This window comes from Streptococcus mitis, from assembly GCF_026782895.1.
GTDB classification, from domain to species: domain Bacteria; phylum Bacillota; class Bacilli; order Lactobacillales; family Streptococcaceae; genus Streptococcus; species Streptococcus mitis_CB.
Genome location: NZ_JAKUXJ010000001.1, coordinates 21944 through 46454, shown reverse-complemented (window position 1 = coordinate 46454; position 24511 = coordinate 21944). Strand labels below are relative to the sequence as shown.

Below are 24511 nucleotides of genomic sequence, written 5' to 3'. Positions count from 1 at the left end.
ATAGATCCAGTCAAAACTGATCTACCTTTTTATCATTTTCTGGCTATTAAATTACTCTTGATTATGCTTTAGTGAATAAATCACCAGCAAATCCATCTGATTTCTGCAAGAGTTGTTTGTAAACTTTTTCTTTGAGTGCAACTGTTTGGTTTGAATTACCCGCTTTAAGGTCATTTTCAACAGCTTTGTTGAACAATTCTTGGAGTCCTGCATAAGTTGAAATTTTCTGTCCGTCGATTTCAATTTCGACAAATCCTTTTTCTCCTTTAGCTTTGACTTCCTTGAACCATTCTTTCTTCCACTCTTCTAGTGTGTGGAATTTACCACCAGACACTTTCTCAATGATAAAGTCATCACCAAGACCCGGTCTACCAGCTGCTTTAGATTCTTGTTTATACTTGTTTGAAGCATATCCGACAAATCCATTGACATATCCGAAGTAACCCCACATACGGAATGTATTATGTTTGAACGAGATAGAACCTACAGCACTTTGACTTGTATTACCACCGTAAATTCCAGCCATCATACTTACAGTTTGATATGCCGTATCAAAACCTTCAGCACGATAATATTTATTACCAGGCATATTATGCTTAGTCACGTAATTACCATCTACAAGGTCATCAATGCTTGTCAATTTCTTCTTGTTCTCCGCGTCATTTAGGTCACGAAGTAAATCCCATTGGTGTGGTTGTCCAACTAAACCATTTCTATCAGCTTTCTCACGCCATTTTTTGTCCATCTTCTTGAACCACTTGTTGTTGTCACCATCATTCTTCGCGATAACGGCATCCGCTTCTAAATGGTCGAGCATCATGAGCGCTTCATTATAGTTTTTCATGTAATGGTCGATAGCTTCTCTACTATCTAATTTATTTGGATCATAGTTGTACCATTGTTTACCATCGTTTTCACGTTTATAAGCCATGTTAAGACCTAGTGCACCGTAGTCACCATTCGAACTTGATACAGCTGGAGATTGTAACATTCCTTGAGCAAAGGCTTCAACGTCTGTACCCTCACGATGTCCCCAACCACCTAAGTAAGCCATACGGTCATTGATATGCGTTGTTTCATGAGTAAAGGCTGATGTACCAAAATCACTAATCATACTTGACCAAATATAGTACACGGCTTCTGAGTTTTGAGGTCTATCAAAGATATATGCGTATGCACCCATGCCATTATCACCGTGCCACTTACCAGTTGGACCATAGAACTCACGAATTGGAGCATAATTACCATTCTTCGTGTGACCCATTCTATCAACCCATCCACCTGGCGCACCATGGTTATCCCAGATAGCCGATGGAACCATGTTTTCAGATTTCAACAACTGATTACGTACATTATCAGCCGCCAAGCGAGACCAGAAGTCTAAGTAGTTGATTTGTTCTTGTGCACGTAAGTCGATTTCTTTCTTGAATGCTTCACGTTCAGCTTCTGTATTCTTACCATATTTCTCAAACGCACTAAATGCTAGTGTATTGTATGTTGAAATCAAGAACATATGAGCTTTCTTCGTATTAAGAAGTGGTAGGATATAACGTCCATGCTCACCGTTATTAAGGTTTTCATACAAATGATATTTTTTATTAGCAAACGCAGGGTTTGAGGATTGCTTCTCAACAATATAGTTAGTGTGTGATACAGCCTTCTTATACCAAACATTCATATCAGTATCTTCTGTAAACAACTTCATATTATATGTTAAAAAGTCATTTAAGTTACCTTTACCTGTTGCTCCCGCAATCACATCACGATAAGCATCTTGAGTTCGGTCACCTTTTAAGTTTTTCTCACTAGAACCAATTTGAATCAATCTATCGATAACACTAACATTCTTACCATAGAAATCAGGTTTGAACATCATAAGGTCTTTAATACTCATATCATTGTATTTAAATCCATAATAACGATTTAAATAAGTAAGAGCCATCATTATTTTAGCTTTGTTATCTTCTACTTTTTTAAGAAGAGCTTTCATGGCTGCTTCGTCACCATTTAATTGATGGTCTTCGTTTTCGACTAAAGCTTTCACTAATTTATCTAAATTAGCTTTCGTTTCTTCGAAGCTTTCTTCAAGGAATAAGTTACGAATGTAATTGTTCTTATGATTGTCACTATTCTCAGCTGGTTTGTTACGTTTGTCCATTAAGTCACGAACTTCTTGTGAAATTAATTGAACACTATCTAATTTCGTTTTAATCTCACTGATTAGTTGAGTACGGTCTTTAACTACCATATTTGGTGTGTAAACTACATCACCTAAATCTGTAATACCGTATTCTTTTACTTGTTCCACATTTGACGTAGCTTTAGCTGATACAGCTTTTTCTTCTTTCGTACCATCAGCGTAATGAATTATAATATGATCAACATCAGATAAGTCCGTTACAAATTGTCCATCTTTCATACCTGTTACAGATAATACTTCAGTCGTTAATAATTTAGAACCTGCAGGAATTTTATTTCCTTGATTGATAATCCATTCTTTATTGTAGAATGGTTGAAGTTTCTCAATATTACGGTATGCAAGTTCACGATCTGCATTATAATCTTGAATCTCTTTATAAGTATCAGATTTTGGTTTAACTTGGTTTAGTTTATCTTCCACAAGTGGAGCAATTTCGAATTTATCAGCTGTAATTCCGAATGATTCTATTTTTTTGTTAGCTTCTTCTAAGCTGATTTCTTGGATTCGATTACTACGAGAATATTTGAATGAACGTTTTCCTTCACTCACACCTGTAACAACATAGTTTCTATCAATCCAATTATTTGTAAAGTATCCATCATCATCAACAAGATCTTTGGAACCATAGAATTCCTCACCATTTTCAACTTTCATCATTGTAACAGTATCAAGAACTCGACCCCATGGATAGTTTTTACTAATGAAACCACCAACTTCAACAGGCGTTTTTACCTTAATAGTTCCTTTAACGACAGATTGGCTAGTAAATGCATATTTGTTAACCCCATTTCCATCGTAACCATTATCTGTTCTAGCAACAAGACCACCAATACGAGCTTTATTTGCTACAATATCAGCATCAACATAGGCTTTTTTAATATTCCCTTTCCAAACTTCTCCAGAAATACCGCCCATATCCCAGCCTTTATCGCCAACACCAGTAACTTTACCAACAAAGGCAACATTTTGTAATAAACCACCAACGTCCACTTTGTTTACAATACCAGCAATACCATCTTTACCAAGGATGCTACCAGTTACCTTAACATTTTCAACTGTGGCATTTTTAGCTACTCTTGATAGTGCTGAAATATTTTCAACCCAAGGCATATTAATATTAACATTACCTAAATTAATGTTATTAATTGTACCACCTTCGACATTATCAAATAACTGACGAGCCATATTGTGAATTGTATAATGTTTTCCATCGACACTTGTTAAAGTTCCGCTGAATTTACCAGGTACATATTGTTTATTTGGAGTTGGTACGTTAGCAGCATTAAGGTCTGCACCAAGTTTAAAAGTACCACTTGGGTTAGCTTTCATAGCTGTTACCAAGTCATTAAAACTATAATATACATCACCTTCGTGTGCTTTTTGTTTTTCAAAGTAATGAACATACTCTTCACTGAAAGTATCATCTGCTCTACGTTGAACTAAGTCTGGAGCTTTCGCTACAACTTTGTACAATGTTTTCCCATCAACAACAACTTCTTCAACAGAACTTACTGCAAGTCTTGTTGTCTTATTATCATGCGTTGTTACACGTAAATATAATGGAGCAACATCTGTTGGCTTTTCAGTTAATAAGCTCTTATCTGTTTCTTTTCCTTCAGCATCCACACTCATCAAACTTGTTTCTTTGATGTTCTTGATTTCAACTTTTTTGAGGTCTAACTGAATTTGTTTATCTTCTAATTTCTCAGTTTCTTCGCCTTCTCCACGATCATAAACCATCGTAGTAGATAGAGTGTATCCTTGATAATATTTCAATTTATCTAAAGTAGCGTTTAAATTATTTTCAGCTACCGTTACTTCTTTTACAAGTTGTCCATCTTTATCTTTCAACGCTAATTTGATTGATTTGATTTCTACTCCAGCTGGTTTATTTAATGTATAACTAGCTGTAGCGCTCTTCTTCAAGACATCTTTTTCAGTATTCGCCCATTGTAAGGTTGGTTTTTCTAAACCTTTTGTACCTTTTTTAATAATTTTATCTTGAGGTTGTAAGATAACTTTTTCTTCTACTGTTGGAGCATCGCTTGTTTTTTCTCCGCGAATTGTTTTATACGTTTCAGTAATTTGTTTCTTACCGTCTACACCTTCTTGAGCAACTTTAGTTGTTCCACGTTTTAAAGTATCATCCTCTTCTGTTTTTGTTTCAAAAGGAATGGCTTCTTCTCTTGTTTCAACTTTTGTTCCTTCAATTGGTTTTGTTCCTTTTTTAACTACTTTAGAAACGGCAGGAGTTTTCACTTCTGTAGTTGTAGAAACAACTTTATCTGTCTCTACACCTTCCACTGTTTCATAAGTTGTTTTCGTAACTTGAATTCCTTTAGAACCTGTACGTTCAACTACTTCTTCATCCACATATTTTGTGTCATCAGGAACTACTTCTGTTGTGAAATCTAATTCACTTTCAGTAGATTTCTCAACTGTACCAGTTGTTACTTTATATTCTGGATTTGCTGGTTGCTCTGTAGCTTGTCCTTCTTTTCCTGTTTCTTGTGTTCCCTTAGTTGAAACTGGTTCTGTATATTCAGGAAGTTCTGGCTGTACTAAAGCTTGACCTGCCTTGCCTTCCTCTTGTGTGCCTTTTACTTCTACTGGAGCTTCTGGCATTTCGGGTTGCGTTAAGGCTTGGCCTGCCTTACCTTCTTCTTGCGTACCTTTTGCTTCAACTGGAGCTTCTGGTAATTCTGGCTGCGTCAGAGCTTGACCTGCTTTATCTTCTTCTTGGGTGCCTTTGACTTCAATTGGGGCTTCTGGTAATTCTGCTTGCGTTAAGGCTTGACCCTCTTTGCCTGCCTCTTGAGTACCTTTAGCTACTTGGTGAGTTGGTTCTGCTTGCGGTACTGGAGTTGGTGCAGGTTGCACTTCTTTCTTAGTTCCGACTGCAATGACTTGCGACACAGGATTTTGAACCACTTGGTCTTCGATGACTTCTTTAACTTCTTGACCATTGACCACCGAAACTTTGGTTACAATTCGACGCTGACCCTTTACTCCGACTGTGACGATACGAGTCTGTCCTTCTGCTAAATTCGCATCTGGGCTTGTCACCGTTTCAAAAGGAATCTCCACCAAGCTCTCTTCTTGTCTTGTCTGAAGCTTCTCAGAAACTGTTTTTTCTTCAACCGCAGGAGCAACTGGAGTCTCTACTACAGGATTCTCAACGATAGTTTCTGGAGTAACAGCATGTCTTTCTTGAACGACTTCTGTTTTCTCGATTTCTTTTGAACTTTGATTTTCTACTGGCAACTGAGACTTTTCAGCTGAAGCTGGTCTTGATGGATGGAGTTCCGCTTCCTTGAAGTAACCAATGTATTCATAGCCATCAATGTGGATAATCCCTTCAGCCAAGCCTTCATGTGTAGAAGCTGAAATAGTTTGGTTATAAGAAAGCAATTCTTTATTTTCAAACGCAAACGTACCATAAGGTACAAAGGTGCTGGCTCCTAAAGAACCAATCAAGAGAACACCTAGAACCTCTTTGCGACCTTTTTTGGACACCAAAAAGACTGCTAGAGAAGCCGTTGCCAAGCCAAGGCCTGCTAGAGCTAGCTCCTTACTTCCTGTGTATGGAAGTTGTTGACTGTTAGTTGCTTTCTTGCGATAAACCACATATAGAATATCATCATCTTGAAATTCTGTAGGAACTTCATGGTGAATCAGAGCTTTTTCAGACTCAGTCAATTCCTGCTCTGCCAAATAACGGTAATGAACGCTATGAGCACCACCAACTTCATTGGCTTGTACCTTATCTACTGAAAGGGTACTAGCACCAAAAAGGAAGGCCCCGATGGCTACAGGACCTACCCCAACAGTGAGCTTACGAATCGAATATTTAGTGATTTTTTCTAGTTGTTGTTTTGTTTTTCTCATTCTCACGACTTTCTAATAGAATCTTGCGGATAATGCGCACGCGCACCTCCAATTAATTTTGGACGGCTAGCAAGAGCCGTTACATGGGCATGCCCAATTTCTCTCAAAAGAGGGCGAATCGGAACCTGAACATGCTTAACATGCATACCAATTGCAGTATCTCCGATATCCAATCCAGCATGAGCCTTGATAAATTCAACCTCAACTGGATCTTGCATAAACTTGAAGGCTGCCAACTGACCTGAACCTCCTGCATGGAGAGTTGGAAGGACACTGACGATGTCCAGTCCAAACCGCTCTGCCACCTGACGTTCAACGACGAGGGCCCGATTGACATGTTCACAACCTTGAACAGCTAAATGAATTCCTTTGTCTTCTAGGATATCTAGGATGGTCTTCACAATAATTTCCCCAATTTCTTGGCTGGATTCCTTGCCAATCTGACCACCTATCACTTCACTAGAAGAAAGGCCCAAAACAAAGATAGATCCTTGCTTCAAATTGGCCTTTTCTAATACATCGTTTACAATCTGGCTTGTTTCTCTTTGAATGTCTTTTTCCTTCATACTTGATACCTCTTTTGTCATTATCTATCATATCGTTTTTTCCACTTTTTAGCAAGATAGACAACCTAGAAAGCTTACTCAATTACGCATAAAACTCCCAGAATTGACTGGGAGTTAACTAGTTTCTATTCTATTTATGTATATTTCAACCTTCGTTCCTTTTAAAGGGGCAGAAACGATTTTCATCTGGTAATCTTCTCCAAAATGAAGTTTGAGTCGTTGGTCAACATTTTGAAGACCAACTCCACCACGTTTGAGTTGACTTTGACTACTATCGCCAGCAACTTGGAAGCCAACTCCATCATCCTCGATACGAATGACCAATCCTGAATCCTGTTTCTGGACAGTAATTTTAATATGGCCCTGACCTTCTTTTTCTTTAATACCATGGTAAAGAGCATTTTCTACAAGGGGTTGCAGCACTAACTTAGGCAAGACGAGCTTATCAAAGGCAGGAGTTTCATTAATTTCATACTCCAGCTTATCGCCATAACGTTGTTTCTGGATAAAGAGATACTGGCGAACATGATTGATTTCATCAGACAGGCAAATCAAATCTTTACCCTGATTGAGCGCCAAGCGGAAATAAGTCGCCAAGGACTTGGTCACTTGCACCACTCTCTGACTATCTTGAAATTCAGCCATCCAGATGATGGTGTCCAAGGTGTTATAGAGGAAATGGGGGTTAATCTGGCTTGATAGAGCTTGAAGTTGGTACTGAAGGGTCGTTTCTTCCTGCCTGCGAATATCTATCATCAACTGATCAATCTGATCCAACATGGCATTGAACTGGCGAGTCACCTCTCTCAGTTCATAAGCACCCGCTTCCTTGGCACGAAGATTTTGAGCACCAGAAGCAATTTCCAGCATAGTTTCTCTCAAATCCTTCAAAGGGGCAATCCAGCGCTTGAGACTGAACCACACCAAACAGAGACAGGTAAGAAGAGATGTGACACTGGCCCCAAGCAAGGTCCACATGAGTTGACTCCGAACCTGGTCTAACTTTTCCAGTGATGATACGCCAAGCACCGTCCAATCAGTTCCTACAATCTTTTCCTGACTGACGTAGGATTGGTGGTCCAGCGTATAGCCCTGCCCTGTCTCAATGTAGGGTTTCATGGCTTCCATTTCACTAGCTGAACTATAGACTGTGTGTTGAGGATGGTAAACAAATTCATGGTTTTCATTGATGATAAAGGCAAAGCCCTGCTGACCCAACTGGAGTTGATTTAGATAGGCTTCCAGAGTTTCATAAGAAATATCCAAACGAAGCACGCCCAGATTAGCTCCCTTTGCATCAACAAGTTCTTGAGTGACAGAAATGACCCACTGACTGTCCGATTTACGAGCTGGAGTTAAAACTGGTTTAGCTCCCTGATGAATGGCCTTTTGGTACCAATCTTCATTCATCATATCAGAGGAAGTTTTCATCTGCACAGTGTCATCTGTAGAAATGAGCTGACCAGACTTGGTTACCAGCACAACAGCTTTCAAGTCCTGATCTGCCTTCAAGATGGTCAAAAACAGATCTCGAATTCCCTTTACCTTGTCTTGACCGGGATTCTCAGCATAGTCTAGGACATCCGTCTGCTGGGTCAAACTGGTCGAGGTGGTTTCTAATTTTTTGATATAAGACTGGATAAAGTGGCTAGTTTGGCTGATAGTCGTCTGGCTATTGCCCTCAATGCTAGCCTCAATGGCTGATGAACTAGATTGATAGTAGAAAGTCCCAACCAGAGCCAGGAGAATGAGAAAGACCAGAAAGATGGAAATAACCATTCTAACTAAAAGAGAAGAACGCTTCATCGGCCTTCTCCCTTCTTAAACTGACGAGGTGTCACACCCGCAATCTGCTTAAAGCGTTGGGTAAAATAGTTCATATCTTCAAAACCAACCTTCTCTGCGATCTCATAAATCTTCAGATCTGTAGTTAAAAGCAAAAGCTTGGCTTGTTTGACACGTTCTCGCACCAAATAATCCTGAAAAGGCAGTCCCAACTCTTTCTTAATCAAAGAACTCAGATAAGTCGGACTAAAGCCCAAGTCACTAGCCAAAGACTTTAAACTAAACTGGCTATCAGCCAGATGGGACTGGATTTTCTGGGCCATGTTTCCCTCAAACTTATCGGTCAGTAAATCTTGTAACTGCTCTTCCTTTTCTTCCTTGTCTAGTTTTTGCTTGATTTTCTCCAACATTTCCTCAATATCCTGACGAGAAAAGGGCTTGAGTAGGTAGTCATCCACACCTAGTTTGACAGCAGACAAAGCATAATCAAAATCATCGTAGCCTGTCAAAAAAACTAGATGAACCTGAGGATAGGTTTCTCGGACCAGACTGGCTAACTGGATGCCATTTAGCTGAGGCATGTTGATATCGGTTAGAATGATATCTGGCACCTGTTTTTGGATTAAGTCCCAAGCCTGCCTTCCATTTTCAGCCTGACCGATGATTTCCATATCGTAGGCTGCTACATTGACCAGCTTGGTCAAGCCTTGTCTTACCAGATATTCATCTTCTACGATTAAGATTGTATAGGTCATGCTTCTCTCCTTTGTCACTTACTAGTATCAGTATAGCAAAATTCTCCTCTAACTGCTTAGGAAAGACCTCTTAATCTACATAATCTAGTAAATATGCATAGCCTTTTTCTTCCATTTGGTCTTTAGGAATAAAGCGGATAGAGAGACTATTGATACAGTAGCGTAAGCCCCCCTTGTCCTGTGGGCCGTCCGTAAAGACATGGCCAAGGTGAGAATCTCCAACTCGGCTCCGCACTTCCATGCGTGTCATATTGTAGGACTTATCTTCCTTGTAGGTGGCAACATCTGGACTGATGGGTTGGGTGAAACTAGGCCAGCCACAACCAGACTCGAACTTGTCCTTTGATGAAAAGAGGGGTTCGCCAGTTGCTACATCCACATAGATGCCGGATTCAAATTTATCCCAGTAGCGGTTTGAAAAAGCCCGTTCTGTTTGATTTTTCTGAGTAACTGCATACTCCTCAGGTGACAGGGTCTTTTTCAATTCCTCATTACTTGGTTTGGGATATTTGCTGGCATCGATGACAGGATAGGCCGCCTGATTGACATTGATATGGCAGTAGCCATTTGGATTTTTCTTGAGATAGTCTTGGTGGTAATCCTCAGCCACCACAAAATTCTTCAAGGTCTCCTTTTCAACTGCTAGAGGTTGGTCGTATTTCTTAGCAACTTCATCAAAAACTTGGTTAATCACCTCTAAATCCTTGTCATCTGTGTAATAAACACCCGTACGGTACTGGGTCCCCACATCATTTCCTTGTTTATTTTTGCTGGTTGGATTGATAATGCGGAAGTAATGAAGCAGGATTTCCTTGAGGGAAATTTGCTTGGCATCATAGGTGACATGAACAGTCTCCGCATGTCCTGTCTGGTTAATCAATTCGTACTGGGTTGTTTCCCCTCTACCATTTGCATAGCCTGAAACGGCATCTGTCACTCCGGGAACGCGTGAGAAGTATTCCTCCACTCCCCAGAAACAACCTCCAGCTAGATAAATTTCGTGCAAGTCTGCGTCTTTACTAATTTCTGTTTTTTTCACTGTTTTTCCTCCTTGGCTAACTGCCGCTTTCTCAATTTGAGAGCTATCTGTCCGCCCTGCATTTCGCATCAACAGAACATAGAAACCGGTTATGACTAGGAAAAAGATCCCTGCCAAGACAAACAATTTTACTTTATCATTCATGACCTTTCTCTACCCCATTTCTTTCAATGTTTTTAAAATCATATCCTTATCCATAAAACCAGGTTGAGTTTTGACTAGCTTACCTTCCTTGTCTATAAAGGCTTGAGTTGGGTAAGAACGAACACCATAACTTTCCAAGAGTTTGCCTGATGGGTCAATTAGAACTGGGAAATTTTTATAATCCAAGCCCTTGTACCAGTTCTTAAAATCCGATTCTGCTTGTTCCCCCTTGTGTCCAGGTGACACTACTGTCAAGACCACATAATCATCACCAGCATCTTTAGCAATTTCATCCGTATCTGGAAGACTGGCTAGACAGATGGAACACCAAGAAGCCCAGAATTTGAGATAGACTTTCTTTCCCTTGTAATCAGACAAGCGGTAGGTCTTGCCATCTACTCCCGTCAGTTCGAAATCAGCAACCGCCTGACCTTTAGTCGCAGTTTGCGAACTAACTTGTTCTGTTTTTGTTTGCTCCTTCATAGTAGATTCGTCTGACATATTTTTAGCAGAACAGGCTGCCAAGCAACAGATTGAGCCGACTCCAAGGAGACATGTTTGCCATTTTTTCATTTCTTCTTCCTCTCTATTCAAATAATGTAGTCAAAATGGAAGCATTTCCCAAAAGCACCAAGATTCCCATCACGATAATGAGGAAACCACCTACTTTTTTGAGGGTTCCAAGGTAGGGATGAAGTTTTCGGAAATGTTTCAAAACATAGCTGGAGGCAAGAGCTAGAACCAAAAATGGTAGTGCTAGACCCAGCGTATAGATTAACATGAGACCAGCTCCCTGCCAAGCACCTGAGCCACCTGAAGCCGCTAAAGCCAAAACAGAGCCAAGAACCGGCCCCACACAAGGCGTCCAAGCAAAACTAAAGGTCAACCCCAGTAAAAATGCCTGACTATAGCCGTTACCCTTTTGTCCCTGTCTCTTTAATTGTAGCCTTCTTTCCTTGTAGAGTCCCTGAAAATGTAAGACTTCCATCTGGTGCAAGCCCAAGAGAATGATGACCGCACCCGTCACATACTGAAACCAAGAAGCATACAGCAAATTGCCTAAAAAACCAGCTCCATAGCCTAGTAAGATAAAAACAAAGGATATCCCTGCTATAAAGGCCAAAGTTCTCAATAGACTAACAAGTGAGATTGAATATTTTCCACTAGAAACCTGAGCACCATCTTCGTCATCCAACAAGACCCCTGCATAAACCGGTAACAAGGGTAAAATACAAGGAGAAAAGAAGGAAAGAATTCCAGCAAGAAAAACACTGATTAAAAAGATTATATTATCCATTGCCTTCCTCCATTCTTTGATTTGATAGGACTATTATAGCCCCAAAACTCAAGAAAAAACAGTGACAATGATAGGGAAAAATAGGAATTTAATCAGGTTATGTAAAAAATATTGCAAAAAAAGCCAGACAAGGTCTGACTTTGATGGAAACAGAAAAGAAAATCATCTGTCTTCTCTGCTTATCTGGTAATAAATAAGGTCCGCAACGTAGTCTTTTCTCTCCACACCATTGGCAATGGTTTTTAGATAAGACATTCCCGCTTTTTCCATCACACGACCTGAAGCTGGGTTAAGACTGGCGTAACGAGCTCTGACCTTTTGAAAACCTGCTTGAGTAAAACAAAAGTCTAACACAGCTTTCAAGGCCTCCGTCATCATACCACGATCCCAATAATCTTTTCCTAAAATATAGCCAATTTCACAAGAAGAATCGTTCTCATCCATCTCAACGATGCTGATATCTCCTATCACTTGCTCTGGGTTTTCTTTGAGACAAATAGCCCATTTGTAATAGTTGGGATTGGTATAGGATGAAACCCAATTTCGAATCGAGTTCCGAGTCACTTCAACATCAGGATGAGGATCCCAGGTGACATAGGTCAGATTCTCAGGAGACGAAGCCCAATTTTGAAACATGGCTTCCGCATCACTCTCCACAAATCTTCTCAAAATCAAACGTTCTGTCTGTATCATTTGCGTACCAATTGCTTTCATAATGTTACCTCGTTTTCTTATTTCTAGGCTCGGGCTAAAAAGGTCCCCCGGACCTTCTCTCACTTTCTTATTTCAAGATGAGAGGCTGAAAACCTCCACTGGAGGTTTTCACTCCCAAAAGTCATCAAATACGGTGATTGGTAGGTGGCGTTTGTGTTGGCCTTTATGCCACCAGTTTTCGATAGTCGCTTGGGCTTCTGGACTGATTGTTTTGCCTTCAAGGTAGTCATCAATTTCATTGTATGTGACTCCAAGTGCAACTTCGTCAGCAAGTCCAGGTTTGTCTTCTTCTAGGTCTGCTGTTGGGATTTTTTCATAAAGGGCTGGGTCTGCACCAAGTTCCTTCAAGAGTTGTTTCCCTTGGCGTTTATTGAGGCGATAAAGAGGGAGAATATCTGCACCACCGTCACCAAACTTGGTAAAGAAACCTGTGATATTTTCCGCAGCATGGTCTGTTCCAATGACCGCTCCGCTATGGGCACCAGCCAGAGCATATTGGGCAATCATACGGCTACGTGCCTTAATATTCCCCTTGTTGAAGTCTGAAACAGGGCTTCCTGTCGCTTCAACTGCTGCTGTCATGGCGTCAGCTGATTCCTTAATATTAACCACCAAGCTGACATCTGGCTGGATAAAAGCGAGGGCTTTTTGAGCGTCTGCTTCATCGGCTTGTACTCCATAAGGCAGACGGACAGCGATAAATTTGTAGCTGTCATCGCCCGTTTCTGTTCGAAGTTCTTCCATGGCCAGTTGAGCAAACCGTCCTGCTAAGGTTGAGTCTTGTCCTCCAGAAATCCCTAGTACAAAAGTTTTTAGGAAGGGATGTTTTTTCAGGTATCTCTTTAAGAAATCAATGGAACGACGGATTTCTTCTTGGGCATCAATCACTGGTTTTACGCCCAATTCTTGGATAATCGTTTCTTGCAAACTCATTCTTCTTCTCCTTCACCAAGGGATTCCTTACGCATCTTATCAATCAAGTCCATCTTGTCTTGCCATACATCACGCGCCAAATCCACTGGATAATGTTGTGGATTAAGCACACGCTTGTACTCATCCCAAAGCTTGTCAAATTCCTTACGAGCATAAGCCTGAATCTCAGTCAAGCTAGGCAGATTGTAAATCAGCTTCCCGTCTTTGAAGATATCCACCAAGAGAGGAACAGCATCAAAATTACGAACGGTCTTCTTGATGTATGTATAAGTCGGATGGAACATCTTGATTTCAGTCATGTCGCTCACATCCACACCATCATAGGTAATGTAGTCGCCTTCTGACTTGCCTTTTTCACGACTGGTAATACGCCACACCTGCTTCTTACCTGGCGTCGACACTTTTTCAGCATTATTTGACAGCTTGATGGTATTGCGCATCTGGCCATTTTCATCTTCGATTGCAACAATCTTGTAAACTGCACCAAGAGCTGGCTGGTCATAGGCTGTAATCAGCTTGGTACCCACGCCCCAGACATCAATCTTGGCCTTTTGCATCTTGAGATTGAGGATAGTATTTTCGTCCAAATCATTAGAAGCATAAATCTTAGCCTCTGTAAAACCAGCCTCGTCCAATTGCTGACGGACTTTCTTGGAGATGTAGGCAATATCCCCAGAGTCAATCCGTACACCCATAAAGTTAATCTGGTCGCCTAGTTCACGCGCCACCTGAATGGCAGCGGGTACCCCAATGCGAAGGGTGTCATAGGTATCCACAAGAAAGACACAATTTTTGTGGGTCGCAGCATAAGCCTTGAAGGCCTCATAGTCATTGCCATAAACCTGTACCAAGGCATGAGCATGGGTCCCCAAGACAGGAATATCAAAAAGTTTACCAGCACGCACATTGCTGGTTCCATTGGCACCACCAATCACCGCTGCGCGTGTTCCCCAGATAGCCGCATCCATTTCTTGAGCTCGACGTGTCCCAAACTCCATCAAGGGTTCATCTTCAATAACCGAGCGAATACGAGCTGCCTTAGTCGCCACCAATGTCTGGTAATTGACAATGTTCAAAAGAGCTGTTTCCACCAACTGACATTGGGCTAGAGGGCCTTCTACCTGCACGATTGGCTCATTAGCAAAGACCAAGTCCCCTTCTTGGGCAGAACGAACAGTCAACTCCAACTTGAAATTGCGGAGGTAGTCCAAGAATGCCCCCTGATAACCAAGCGACTCCAAATAGGCGATATCACTATCCGAAAAACGCAAGTCTTCAAGATAGCTCACAATTCTTTCCAAACCTGCAAAAACTGCATAGCCATTCTTAAAAGGCTGTTGGCGGAAATAAACCTCAAAGACCGCCTTTTTATTGTGAATTCCTTGGTCAAAGTAAACCTGCATCATGTTAATCTGGTACAAGTCAGTGTGCAATGTCAAACTATCATCTGGATACATACTTTTCCTACTTCCTTAGCTAGAAACCCATGAAAATTTTAAGAACTTTCATGTATTCCAATAAATTAGTACTATTATAACACATTTTAGCTGGATTGAGAAAAGAGTAACAAGTTATTCACCACTCTCCAATTCATCCATATCTTGTTCAAACTTTTTCTGAGCCCATTCGCCATAGCTCTTCAGACCAAGATTGCCGATAAAAACCCAAGGAAGGTAAATAACATAAGTAATTGCCCAAGCAGACAGGTATTTAACATTCAAAGGATTGTGCTGATAAATTTCTATGTTGAATTGATAATTCTGTAACATCAAAAGAGCCGTAATAGCCAAGGTTAGTAAAAAACAACCCAAAATCGTAAAATGAAAACGACTATAGTAGGTCACTCCCAGATAACGAGCACGATTGAAAAAGAAGAAAATTCCTACTATCAGAGTATAGACTAGAAAATTCGGATTAAAAATAGAGGGAGCTAATACAGCCACCAAATAGCTTAGAAGCACAAGCCCAATGAAGAGGGTAAAGGATTCCGCTCCAGCTTTATTGATTAGTTGTTCTTCTCTTTCGTCAAGTAATTGATAATGAATAAATTTATTTACCATCTTCTTCCTCCCAAAATAGTTGATCTAAGGTTTTCCCTAAACATCTGCAAATGGACTGGCAGAGCGAGAGACTGGGATTGTATTTCCCTGCCTCTATCAAACCAATAGTCTGGCGTGTCACACCAACAGCCTCTGCCAGTTGACCTTGAGTTAAATCAAGCTCAACCCGAGCTAATTTTAATTTTAAATTTTTAGCCACCTGCGTCCTCCTTATAGTTTTAATACTCATCTACTCTTAAAAAATCCAAAACTAACACAAGCTGTCAGCTATTTATTATAACCTCATTAATTAGCACTCCAATATTATCTTCAACCTAAAATCAGTATGTTGGATTGTTTGAAATAAACTTCCTAGTTTACTCTTTTATTTTTGTTTAGTATTAGCTTTAGTAGAATCTTTTAAACGAGTTTTTATTGCTTGTACTTCTTGTTTAGTTTAGTTGGTTTCATATTACTATTATATAATGCTTTTGGAAATGAGTCTAGTATAAGTCAAAAACGTGGTGAACAGCAAGAGAAGGAGCATACCAAGATGACTGATTTTTTGCTGGTTTTAAGTATGCAAAATAATACTAAACGAAACTAAAATGAATACTTCTTGCTTTTCTTGAGAGTGAAAAAGTACAATAAAATGATTGTAGTGATTACCACAAGATACTGACTAATAGACATCGTATTTGAAGCCACAAATACAGGTAAAGAATAAAAAGGAAGAAGTTCAATTGCTTTGATAAACAAATCATTACTAGTATTCATCATAATCGTATTTAATATATTAGGGATAAAGAGTAGTAAAGCAACTAAAATACCAAATATCAAGCCACTTTTCAATTTGTATAAATAGAAAATGTAAGATAATAGAAAATAAAATAGGACTAACAAAATTGTATTGACTACAATAGCTACTATAAAATCTAATCCTAAATCACCTGGAACACCCAATTTACATACGATGACTAGTAGCACAATGCCATTCAAAGCATAAATAATAGAAACTGAGATGGCATATAGAAAATTAGACAAGACGTAAATCATCCGATTTTTCTTTTGATTATAAAATAAACTGATCGTATTGTTAGAAAAATCCCTGCTAATAATTCGGTTAGCATGTATAACAGCCATTAACATACCGAGCATAGCATAAAAATTTGAAATATGCTTAATACCAAGTGATGTCCCTTGAGTCTTTAGAATAAAGAATGTAACCAGTATCGGCGGTATAAACGAGATAATCAATCCGAGATATATTACGCCTGATGAATATAAATCTCTTATATTTTCCTTAAGAAAATTCAATTTATTTAATTTCATGATTATAACCTTCCTTTATTTTGAACGATTTAGATAAATATCTTTAAGCGTCTCTTTTTTAGTTTCAAAATCAACTACTTTAATAGAGTTTTCGTTAAAAAATTTAAAAAGCTCACTACTTTGAATATTCCCAGACATAGTAATTTTCAGTCCCTCTTCCTGAACAATATCCCCAAATTCTTGTTTGGTAAGGAAAATGTCTTTATCTGTAGCTGATGAAAAAGCTATCTCAAACAAGCAATTATGTCTATCTTTTCCTACTTTTTGGAATGTCAAAAGCCCGTTCTCCAAGAAAAGGACCCTCTCACAAATTTCTTCAATATCTTCTAATTTATGACTCGATATTAAAATTCCCACATTTTCATGTAAAGCTAAGTTTTTTAGAACTGCTAAAACTATTTGTGATGATTCAATATCTAAACCATTAGTCGGTTCATCTAAAATCAATATATCAGGTTCCGTAACGAGAGTTAGAAGCAAAGCTAATTTTTGTTTTGTACCTAAAGAATAGGTCTTTACTTTTTTATTAATAGACTGAGTCAAATCTAACTCTTGGATCAAACTTCCAAATCTTTCTTTATTGTAGTCAACACCATATAAATTTGACAAATATTTTAAATTCTCTAAACCTGTTTTAGATAAAAATAATTTTGGTTCTTCGATTAAATACCCAACATTATCACTACTTATAATATTCCCTGAAGTCGGTTGATTATTCTGAACAAGAATTTTCATCAATGTACTCTTGCCAACTCCGTTTCTCCCTACTAGACCAACAATTTCACCCTTATTAAGTGCAAAATTTATATCTTTGAGAATGATTGAATGAGCATAATGCTTACTTACATTTATAACTTCCATTTTTTATTCCTCCATTAACATTCTTGGTTTTCTCTTTGATTCTCATTAATTTTAAAAAGTTGCGCCTCTTTTTAACAACATTATATCATATATCTAACTTAATGCAATATATAAATGTCATTTTGTAAAATTTTATTAACAAAAAACTCTCTACCACCTAAATGATAGAGAGTTTTCTGCTTATTCAATTTTCTCAAAACATCTACAGCATCGTAGGATTTCACATCTAATGTCTTAGCTACGACTGTATTGTCCTCAATATCGTCTAGAAAGACACAATTTGTAGATTATAACTGCTACTTATCGATAGTTACTCATATCCATTAGTCCACCTCCATACTTATGTCAAGCCCCCTCTTTACTTTATGATTTCATATTCTCCTTACAAATCTTTTTGGTAATAAAATCTTTTTCCTGTGTAGGGATAGTCTTGTAAGGTAAAAACTTCCTTGTAGCCATGCATTTTATAAAAATCTGGAGCTTGAAACTGGTAAGTATTGACAAAAGCAAAACGACAGTTTCGATTCTTAGCTTCAGTTTCTGCTTGCTGCAATAGGTTTGAACCGAGTCCTTGCCCTCTCAGTTCTTCTTTTACAAATAAATACTCGATTTCTAGCCAATTTCCAAAAGTCTCTGCTATCAAACCTGCCATGAGATTGCCCTTTTCATCTTCGACATAAAGATTAAGTGGCTCACTTTCAGCCTCTTCTCTTTTTGAACGGTTATAAACACGAATCAGATTCCCTATTTCTTGTGATTTATGGGATTCCTTATTTTCCAATCTAAAGTACATCTAAACCTCCTTAAACACTGTTACAGCTTGATTATAGTCTTATTTCAATAGACTGTCAAACTAGCAAAAACTCACCAAGCTAAGCTGATGAGTTTCAAATCTATTTTCTAAATTTCCACTGGCTATAAATCCCGAAACCGATAATCCAGATAGCTGAACCGATTGCTCCGACAAATGTAGACTCTTGTAGAAAGAGAGTTACAAAGACAAAGACAAAGAAGAGCATGGTTAAAGGATTTAGGAAACGATAATGGGGCATGAGATAACCATCTGCCATAAAGTCTGGTGACTTGCGATACTTGAGGTGAGCCACCATAATCAAGATATAAATGGCGATATAGACACCTGATGATGATGCCGTAATCAAGGCAAAGGCATCGGAAACTCCTGGCAAGATGTTAATAAAGGCTGCTAGGGCAATCAAGATTGCTGAGGCAATGATGGCATTTTGTGGCACGTTGTGGCGAGAGAGAGTATCTGCCTTAATTGCTTTTAGGAAGCGATTTGGCGAATCATGGGCAATCTGATACAAATGACGACCTGTTGAGTAGAGAGTTGAGTTAAGAGCAGATGCCGCTGATGTCAAAACGACGAAGTTAATCAAGGCTGCCGCCCACTTGACTCCTGCCAATTCAAACACTGTAACAAAGGGAGAATCAGCCGATGCAAGTTCACGCCACGGAATGATAGCCATGATGGCTAAGAGGGCACCACCGTAGAAAAAGGCGATACGCAAAGGAATTTCCTTAACGGCTTTTGGCAAGACCTGACGTGGATTTTTTGTTTCTGAAGTCGTTACCCCGATAAACTCAATCATGAGGTAGGCAAAGAAAACCATCTGGAAGGCCATGACAAAGTTAACTCCACCATTTGGGAAGAGGGAGAAATTGTCAGCAATATTGGCCAAACTTGCTACTCCATGTGGTGTCTTAAAGCCTGTCAAGACCATAAAGACTCCTGTGGCAATCATGGCTAAAATAGCCACAATCTTGACCATCGCAAACCAAAACTCAACTTCCCCAAAGAGTTTCACCGCAATCAAATTGACCAAGGCTAGAATAGTCAAAAATCCAATCTCAATCATCCAACTTGGCCAGCTAGGGAACCAAAACTGGACGTAGTGAGAGATAGCAGTGATTTCCGCCATACCGATAAAGACAACGGATAGCCAGTAAGACCAAACCGAGAAATAACCCCAGCCCTTACCTAAATGGCGCGTGATAAAGTTGATAAAGGTATGTTGCTCAGGGTCTTGGTAGAGCATTTCCCCAACCGCACGCATCATGAGGAACATGAATGCTCCCGTAATCATATAAATTAGTACAATAGAAGGACCTGTTAGGCTGATAGAGCGACCTGCTCCCAAAAAGAGTCCTGTTCCAATTGTTCCCGCAATGGCCATAACCTGCACGTGACGATTGGTCAGACCACGCTCCATCTTATTTTTTTTCTTCTTTGAACTCATAACGTCTCCAATTCAATTTAAAATGGAAAAAGGAGTGAGTGAAGCGCACTGCCTCCTCACTCCTTTTTTTTATTTTTAGGCTGTTTTTTCAACCTTCAAGATTTTTACATCATAGCTACCAACAGGTGTTTCAATAGTTGCTGTATCACCTGTTTTCTTACCAATCAAGGCTTGTCCAATTGGGCTTTCATTTGAAACCTTACCTGCAAAGGCATCTGCACCCGCTGAACCTACGATAATATAAACTTCTTCTTCGTCCTCACCAATTTCTTGAATAGTGACTGTTTTACCAATCGCTACTTCATCATCGGCAACTGAGTCGCTATTGACGATTTCAGCATAACGGATTTTTGTTTCCAAGCTAGAGATTTGTCCTTCGACAAAAGCTTGTTCATCCTTAGCTGCTTCGTATTCACTGTTTTCTGAAAGGTCACCATATGAACGGGCAATCTTAATGCGTTCTACCACTTCTGGTCGGCGGACCAATTTCAATTCTTCTAATTCTTTTTCAAGTTTTTCCTTTTCCGCTAGGGTCATAGGATATGTTTTTTCTGCCATTTTTCTCAACTTTCTTTCGATAGTATTGAATCTCTATCTGAGATTCTCATTTTTGTAGTCTTAGTTTGAACTACTATTTTGAGTAAGCTTGCTATTGACGTGTTCAGCTACATTACGATCATGCTCTTCCTGTGTCACTGCGTAATAGACTTTACCATCTGTAACATTGGCTACAAAGTAAAGGTTCTCACTCTTAGTTTGGTTGATACTTGCTTCAATCGCGTCCTGACTTGGACTATCTACTGGACCAGGCATCAAACCAGGTTTTGTATAAACATTGTATGGTGAATTAACCGATGTATCAATTCCAGCATCATCTGCTAGGCTAATATTTTGACCAAGCTTCCCTTGGGCATACAAGATTGCAATATTGCTTTGAAGTGGCATACCAAGATTCAAACGATTGTAGAAAACACCTGCAATCAACTTACGGTCTTCGGTCTTAGCTCCTTCTTTTTCAACAAGTGAAGCAATTGTTAGCAATTCATTGACTGTCAAGTTTTTAGACTTAATTGCACTATAGTGCGGCGTCAAGGTCTTATCCATAGCTGCCAGCATCTCATCAATCAAACTTTCAATAGTTGTGCTTTCCTTGATAGAGTAGGTCGCTGGGAAAAGATAACCTTCCAAACGGTAACGAGCCCCACTTTCTTTCGTTGGCAAGCTTTCGAGTAGGTTTGGATATTTAGCAACTTCTTGACTGATAAAGTTGTCATCTTGCACTTTAGCCAAGAAAGCTTCCGCTGTCAAAGGTTCTTTAAATTCACCTTGTAATTGGCCTACAGCTTGGGCGATTTGATCAATTGTATATCCTTCTGGAATCGTTAAATCTGCAAGTGAAGGTTCTTGAGGTTCAGGAGTACCACCTTTTTGGAGTTCCTTAATGATATCCTCTGTACTCATGCTCTTTTGCAAATTGTAATATCCAGCCTTCAAATCTGAATAATTTTTATATTTAGCATAAAAAGCAAAAATCACTCCGTGTTTAATCACACCAGAATTTTCAAGTACTGAGCCAATTTCTTGGACATTGGATCCTTCTGGGATTTGAACAGTTACATACTGCTTAGAATTAGCGTCAACTGGTAATAAAGATGACTGGACGTACTGGTAACCGAAGTAACCACCTGCCGAAATCAAGGCAAGGAAAATCAGTAGAGAAATGAAGAAAGCCTTCAAATGTGATTTTTTCTTCTTGACTGGTTTAACTGTCTCACGACGACTACGACTCGGAGTTTCAGAAATGACTTCAACAGCTTCCGTTTCCATAACTGGTTCTGGTTTTGTTACTTCTTTCTGAGGCACTTTTTTAGCTTCAGTCTTATAAGAAACAGCTACTCTTGTTGGAGTTACGTTGAAATCTTCTTCGACCTTTTGTGGACGATTAGTCTCTGGCCCTGGAACCGGTCTTGATGGACTTGCTTCAACTGGTGAAGCTGGAACATCTTGACTAGGGTGACGAGGAGTAATCGGAGCTTCTACTCTTGATTCATCTGCCGGTGATGCAGGCATATCCTCACTAGGATGTTTTGGAACACGTGGTGCATTCTCCATAATTTTTTCAACAGCTGATAGGGATGCAACCATAACATCTTCATCTGCGAGTTTTATTTCAGGAACAAATAGAGCTTCTTTTTTCTCTGCAAGTTCAGTGGCCTCTTGGCGAATCCCTTCATAACGTTTTACTTTTTCTAAATCACGTAAAATCTGCTCTTTAAAGCTTAATTTTTCGTCTTCTCTTGGCTTTTCACTCAAAAGTTTATCCTCCTCGTTGACAATCCATAATATTATATCTTAAAAACGAAAGAAAAGCAACCTAGCATGCTTTTCTAGCTTATTTTTTAGCTTCCCAGACCATATCATACCATGTTTCCCCTGCAAAGGTTGACTGGGACTGGCCTTCATTGACAAATCCATGTTTTTCGTAGTAAGTAATGAGATAGTCATGACAGGTTAGGTTAATGCCTTCTCTTTCGTGTTCAAGAGCTAGTTCTTTCAAAGCTGTTAGCAATTTCTGACCTAGTCCTATTCCCTGTGCCTCCTTGGAAATAGAAAGACAGGTCACAGAGATATAACCACCAGGCTCATGACTATAATCTTGTATATCTTCTGTAAAAGACTGATCTTGCAGATGGCGGTGGGGGACAACTGGTCCCTCTATATAACCAATAATCTTACCCTCTTTTTCTGCAACTAGAAAAGAGGTCTGAATTTCTCGCAAATGCGCCTCAAAAACAGAGCGAGGAATGGCTTCTTCGATCGAAAAATTTTCTAGTTCAATCTCAACGATATGATCTAAATCTTCTAATCTTGCTTTCCTAATTTCCATTGTGCCTCCTAAAAAAAGAGATTAAACCAAATCATACTAAAACATTGACTAGCTGCATAAAGCGAATCTGTCTCTTCTTCATCAATAAAACCGTTCATTTCAAAATAGGAAAGCAACTCATCCGGACTCTTCAAACGAATAGCTTTGTAATCCAGCTCAACTGCCACATCTTTCAAAGCCGCAAGAAGAAGCGTTCCCAATCCCTGTCTCTGATGGTCAGCCTCGATGACTAAAGAATGTATTTCTAGACATTTCGGATTGTGTGGGTAAGGACCACCTAGAACATAGCCCAGAAGCTGATTTTCATCCCTAGCTAGAAGAAAGGTATCCGCACACTTACGGATACTTTCTTCTAAAATATGGGAAGGTTGCTGCTTTTCAGCTAGAAAAGATGAAGCCTGAAGTTCCTCTATCTCAGCCAAATCAGACTTACTTGCCTGAATAATCTTAATTGGAATTTCCATGAGAACGTCCTATTGAACATTGCTTGTCAAGTTAGACAAGAGACGCTCAAATGAATATTCATAGGTTTGGATATCTCCTGCTCCCATAAAGACATAGACAGCATTATCATGGTCTAGGAGTGGAGAAACATTTTCAACAGTGATCACTTGGTGTTTCTTATTGATTTTATTGGCTAGGTCTTCTACCTTAACATCACCATGGTCTACTTCACGAGCAGATCCATAAATTTGCGCTAGGTAAACTGCATCCGCTTGGTTCAAAGCATGGGCAAATTCGTCCAACAAGGCAATGGTTCTTGTAAAGGTATGCGGTTGGAAGACTGCTACAATTTCCTTGCTTGGGTATTTCTGACGAGCCGCATCCAAGGTCGCAATAATTTCTGTTGGATGGTGGGCAAAGTCATCAATAATCACCGTGTCATTGACAATTTTCTCAGTGAAACGACGCTTAACACCGGCAAATGTTTTCAGGTGTTCACGTACCAAGTTCAAATCAAATCCTGCTGTGTAAAGAAGACCAATAACGGCTGTCGCATTCATGATATTGTGACGACCAAAGGTTGGAATGTGGAATTGCCCCAAGTCTTGTCCACGGAAATGAACGGTGAAGGTTGAACCAGTTGTTGAACGAAGAAGATCACTAGCGACAAAGTCATTACCTTCTGCTTCAAAACCATAATAATAAATTGGTGCATCAGACGTAATCTTACGCAATTCAGCATCTTCACCGTAGATAAACAAACCTTTAGTAATTTGTTTAGCATAGTCGTTAAAGGCATTGAAAACATCCTCTAGGCTTGTGAAATAGTCTGGGTGATCAAAGTCAATGTTGGTGATAATAGAGTACTCTGGGTGGTAAGGCATGAAGTGGCGCTCATATTCGTCAGATTCAAAGACAAAATATTTGGCATTGGCCGAACCACGACCTGTCCCATCTCCGATTAAGAAGCTCGTATCTGTAATGTGCGACAAGACATGAGACAACATACCTGTAGTTGAAGTTTTTCCATGCGCTCCAGCTACTCCCATGCTGACAAAGTCACGCATAAAGCTACCTAGGAACTCATGGTAACGTTTGTAGCTGATGCCATTTTGGTCCGCATAGGCAATTTCAACGTTGTTATCTGGACGAAAGGCATTTCCAGCGATAATTTCCATGTCACCGTCTAGATTCTTTTCATCAAAAGGAAGAATAGTAATCCCTGCCTGCTCAAGACCACGTTGAGTAAAGTAGTACTTTTCAACATCTGATCCCTGTACCTTATGCCCCATTTGGTGCAACATCAAGGCCAAGGCACTCATCCCTGATCCCTTAATTCCGATAAAATGATATGTCTTTGACATGTTTT

At 39.5% G+C, this 24511-nt stretch carries 21 protein-coding genes; all 21 read right to left on the bottom strand.

The window, feature by feature from the left end:
- Positions 1–61: 61 nt before the first annotated feature.
- Entirely contained in the window at positions 62–6088 is a 6027-nt protein-coding gene (locus MK480_RS00210; RefSeq protein ID WP_268707020.1) for a ZmpA/ZmpB/ZmpC family metallo-endopeptidase, read from the bottom strand.
- A 2-nt stretch (positions 6089–6090) separates the two neighbouring features.
- Positions 6091–6654 carry a TIGR01440 family protein gene (locus MK480_RS00205; RefSeq protein WP_268707019.1) on the bottom strand — a complete coding sequence of 188 codons (564 nt, stop codon included), beginning with the start codon at positions 6652–6654 and terminating at the stop codon, positions 6091–6093.
- 114 nt (positions 6655–6768) lie between these two features.
- The gene (locus tag MK480_RS00200) at positions 6769–8460 is read right to left on the bottom strand and encodes a cache domain-containing sensor histidine kinase (RefSeq protein ID WP_268707018.1); all 1692 of its coding nucleotides are present in this window, start codon (positions 8458–8460) and stop codon (positions 6769–6771) included.
- Positions 8457–9194 (bottom strand): response regulator transcription factor, encoded by a 738-nt coding sequence (locus MK480_RS00195; RefSeq protein ID WP_268707017.1) that lies wholly within the window; start codon positions 9192–9194, stop codon positions 8457–8459. Before MK480_RS00195 ends, MK480_RS00200 begins: the two co-directional genes overlap by 4 nt.
- Before the next feature lie 70 nt (positions 9195–9264).
- Positions 9265–10377 (bottom strand): peptide-methionine (R)-S-oxide reductase MsrB, encoded by a 1113-nt coding sequence (msrB, locus tag MK480_RS00190; RefSeq protein ID WP_268707016.1) that lies wholly within the window; start codon positions 10375–10377, stop codon positions 9265–9267.
- 9 nt (positions 10378–10386) lie between these two features.
- Complete coding sequence (locus MK480_RS00185; RefSeq protein WP_077805372.1) at positions 10387–10950, bottom strand: redoxin family protein; 564 nt, start codon at positions 10948–10950, stop codon at positions 10387–10389.
- Positions 10951–10963: 13 nt separating this feature from the next.
- Positions 10964–11674, bottom strand: coding sequence for a thiol-disulfide oxidoreductase-associated membrane protein CcdA2 (gene ccdA2 / locus MK480_RS00180; protein ID WP_268707015.1), 711 nt, complete (start codon positions 11672–11674; stop codon positions 10964–10966).
- A 162-nt stretch (positions 11675–11836) separates the two neighbouring features.
- Positions 11837–12388: a GNAT family N-acetyltransferase gene (locus MK480_RS00175; protein ID WP_268707014.1), complete on the bottom strand. Its 552-nt coding sequence runs from the start codon at positions 12386–12388 to the stop codon at positions 11837–11839.
- A gap of 108 nt (positions 12389–12496) precedes the next feature.
- Positions 12497–13321 carry an ammonia-dependent NAD(+) synthetase gene (gene nadE / locus MK480_RS00170; protein ID WP_268707013.1) on the bottom strand — a complete coding sequence of 275 codons (825 nt, stop codon included), beginning with the start codon at positions 13319–13321 and terminating at the stop codon, positions 12497–12499.
- Positions 13318–14778, bottom strand: coding sequence for a nicotinate phosphoribosyltransferase (locus MK480_RS00165; RefSeq protein ID WP_268707012.1), 1461 nt, complete (start codon positions 14776–14778; stop codon positions 13318–13320). Before MK480_RS00165 ends, nadE begins: the two co-directional genes overlap by 4 nt.
- Positions 14779–14892: 114 nt before the next feature.
- Positions 14893–15381 carry a DUF6773 family protein gene (locus tag MK480_RS00160; protein ID WP_070842509.1) on the bottom strand — a complete coding sequence of 163 codons (489 nt, stop codon included), beginning with the start codon at positions 15379–15381 and terminating at the stop codon, positions 14893–14895.
- Positions 15371–15580 carry a helix-turn-helix transcriptional regulator gene (locus tag MK480_RS00155; RefSeq protein WP_001107500.1) on the bottom strand — a complete coding sequence of 70 codons (210 nt, stop codon included), beginning with the start codon at positions 15578–15580 and terminating at the stop codon, positions 15371–15373. The genes MK480_RS00160 and MK480_RS00155 overlap by 11 nt, the downstream gene beginning before the upstream one ends.
- 383 nt (positions 15581–15963) lie before the next feature.
- Positions 15964–16692: an ABC transporter permease gene (locus MK480_RS00150; RefSeq protein ID WP_049543346.1), complete on the bottom strand. Its 729-nt coding sequence runs from the start codon at positions 16690–16692 to the stop codon at positions 15964–15966.
- A 15-nt stretch (positions 16693–16707) separates the two neighbouring features.
- Positions 16708–17553, bottom strand: coding sequence for an ABC transporter ATP-binding protein (locus MK480_RS00145; protein WP_080977898.1), 846 nt, complete (start codon positions 17551–17553; stop codon positions 16708–16710).
- A 382-nt stretch (positions 17554–17935) separates the two neighbouring features.
- Positions 17936–18346: a GNAT family N-acetyltransferase gene (locus tag MK480_RS00140; protein ID WP_080983321.1), complete on the bottom strand. Its 411-nt coding sequence runs from the start codon at positions 18344–18346 to the stop codon at positions 17936–17938.
- Between the two features lie 100 nt (positions 18347–18446).
- Positions 18447–19811: an amino acid permease gene (locus MK480_RS00135; RefSeq protein ID WP_049543348.1), complete on the bottom strand. Its 1365-nt coding sequence runs from the start codon at positions 19809–19811 to the stop codon at positions 18447–18449.
- A gap of 75 nt (positions 19812–19886) precedes the next feature.
- The gene (gene greA / locus MK480_RS00130; protein WP_000818748.1) at positions 19887–20369 is read right to left on the bottom strand and encodes a transcription elongation factor GreA; all 483 of its coding nucleotides are present in this window, start codon (positions 20367–20369) and stop codon (positions 19887–19889) included.
- A gap of 60 nt (positions 20370–20429) precedes the next feature.
- Positions 20430–22124 (bottom strand): endolytic transglycosylase MltG, encoded by a 1695-nt coding sequence (mltG, locus tag MK480_RS00125; RefSeq protein WP_268707011.1) that lies wholly within the window; start codon positions 22122–22124, stop codon positions 20430–20432.
- Between the two features lie 79 nt (positions 22125–22203).
- A complete protein-coding gene (locus tag MK480_RS00120) occupies positions 22204–22698 on the bottom strand; it encodes a GNAT family N-acetyltransferase (RefSeq protein WP_049499017.1) in 495 nt (164 codons plus the stop codon).
- 8 nt (positions 22699–22706) lie between these two features.
- Positions 22707–23162 (bottom strand): GNAT family N-acetyltransferase, encoded by a 456-nt coding sequence (locus MK480_RS00115; protein WP_268707010.1) that lies wholly within the window; start codon positions 23160–23162, stop codon positions 22707–22709.
- A gap of 9 nt (positions 23163–23171) precedes the next feature.
- Positions 23172–24506 carry a UDP-N-acetylmuramate--L-alanine ligase gene (gene murC / locus MK480_RS00110; protein ID WP_268707009.1) on the bottom strand — a complete coding sequence of 445 codons (1335 nt, stop codon included), beginning with the start codon at positions 24504–24506 and terminating at the stop codon, positions 23172–23174.
- Between the last annotated feature and the right edge of the window lie 5 nt (positions 24507–24511).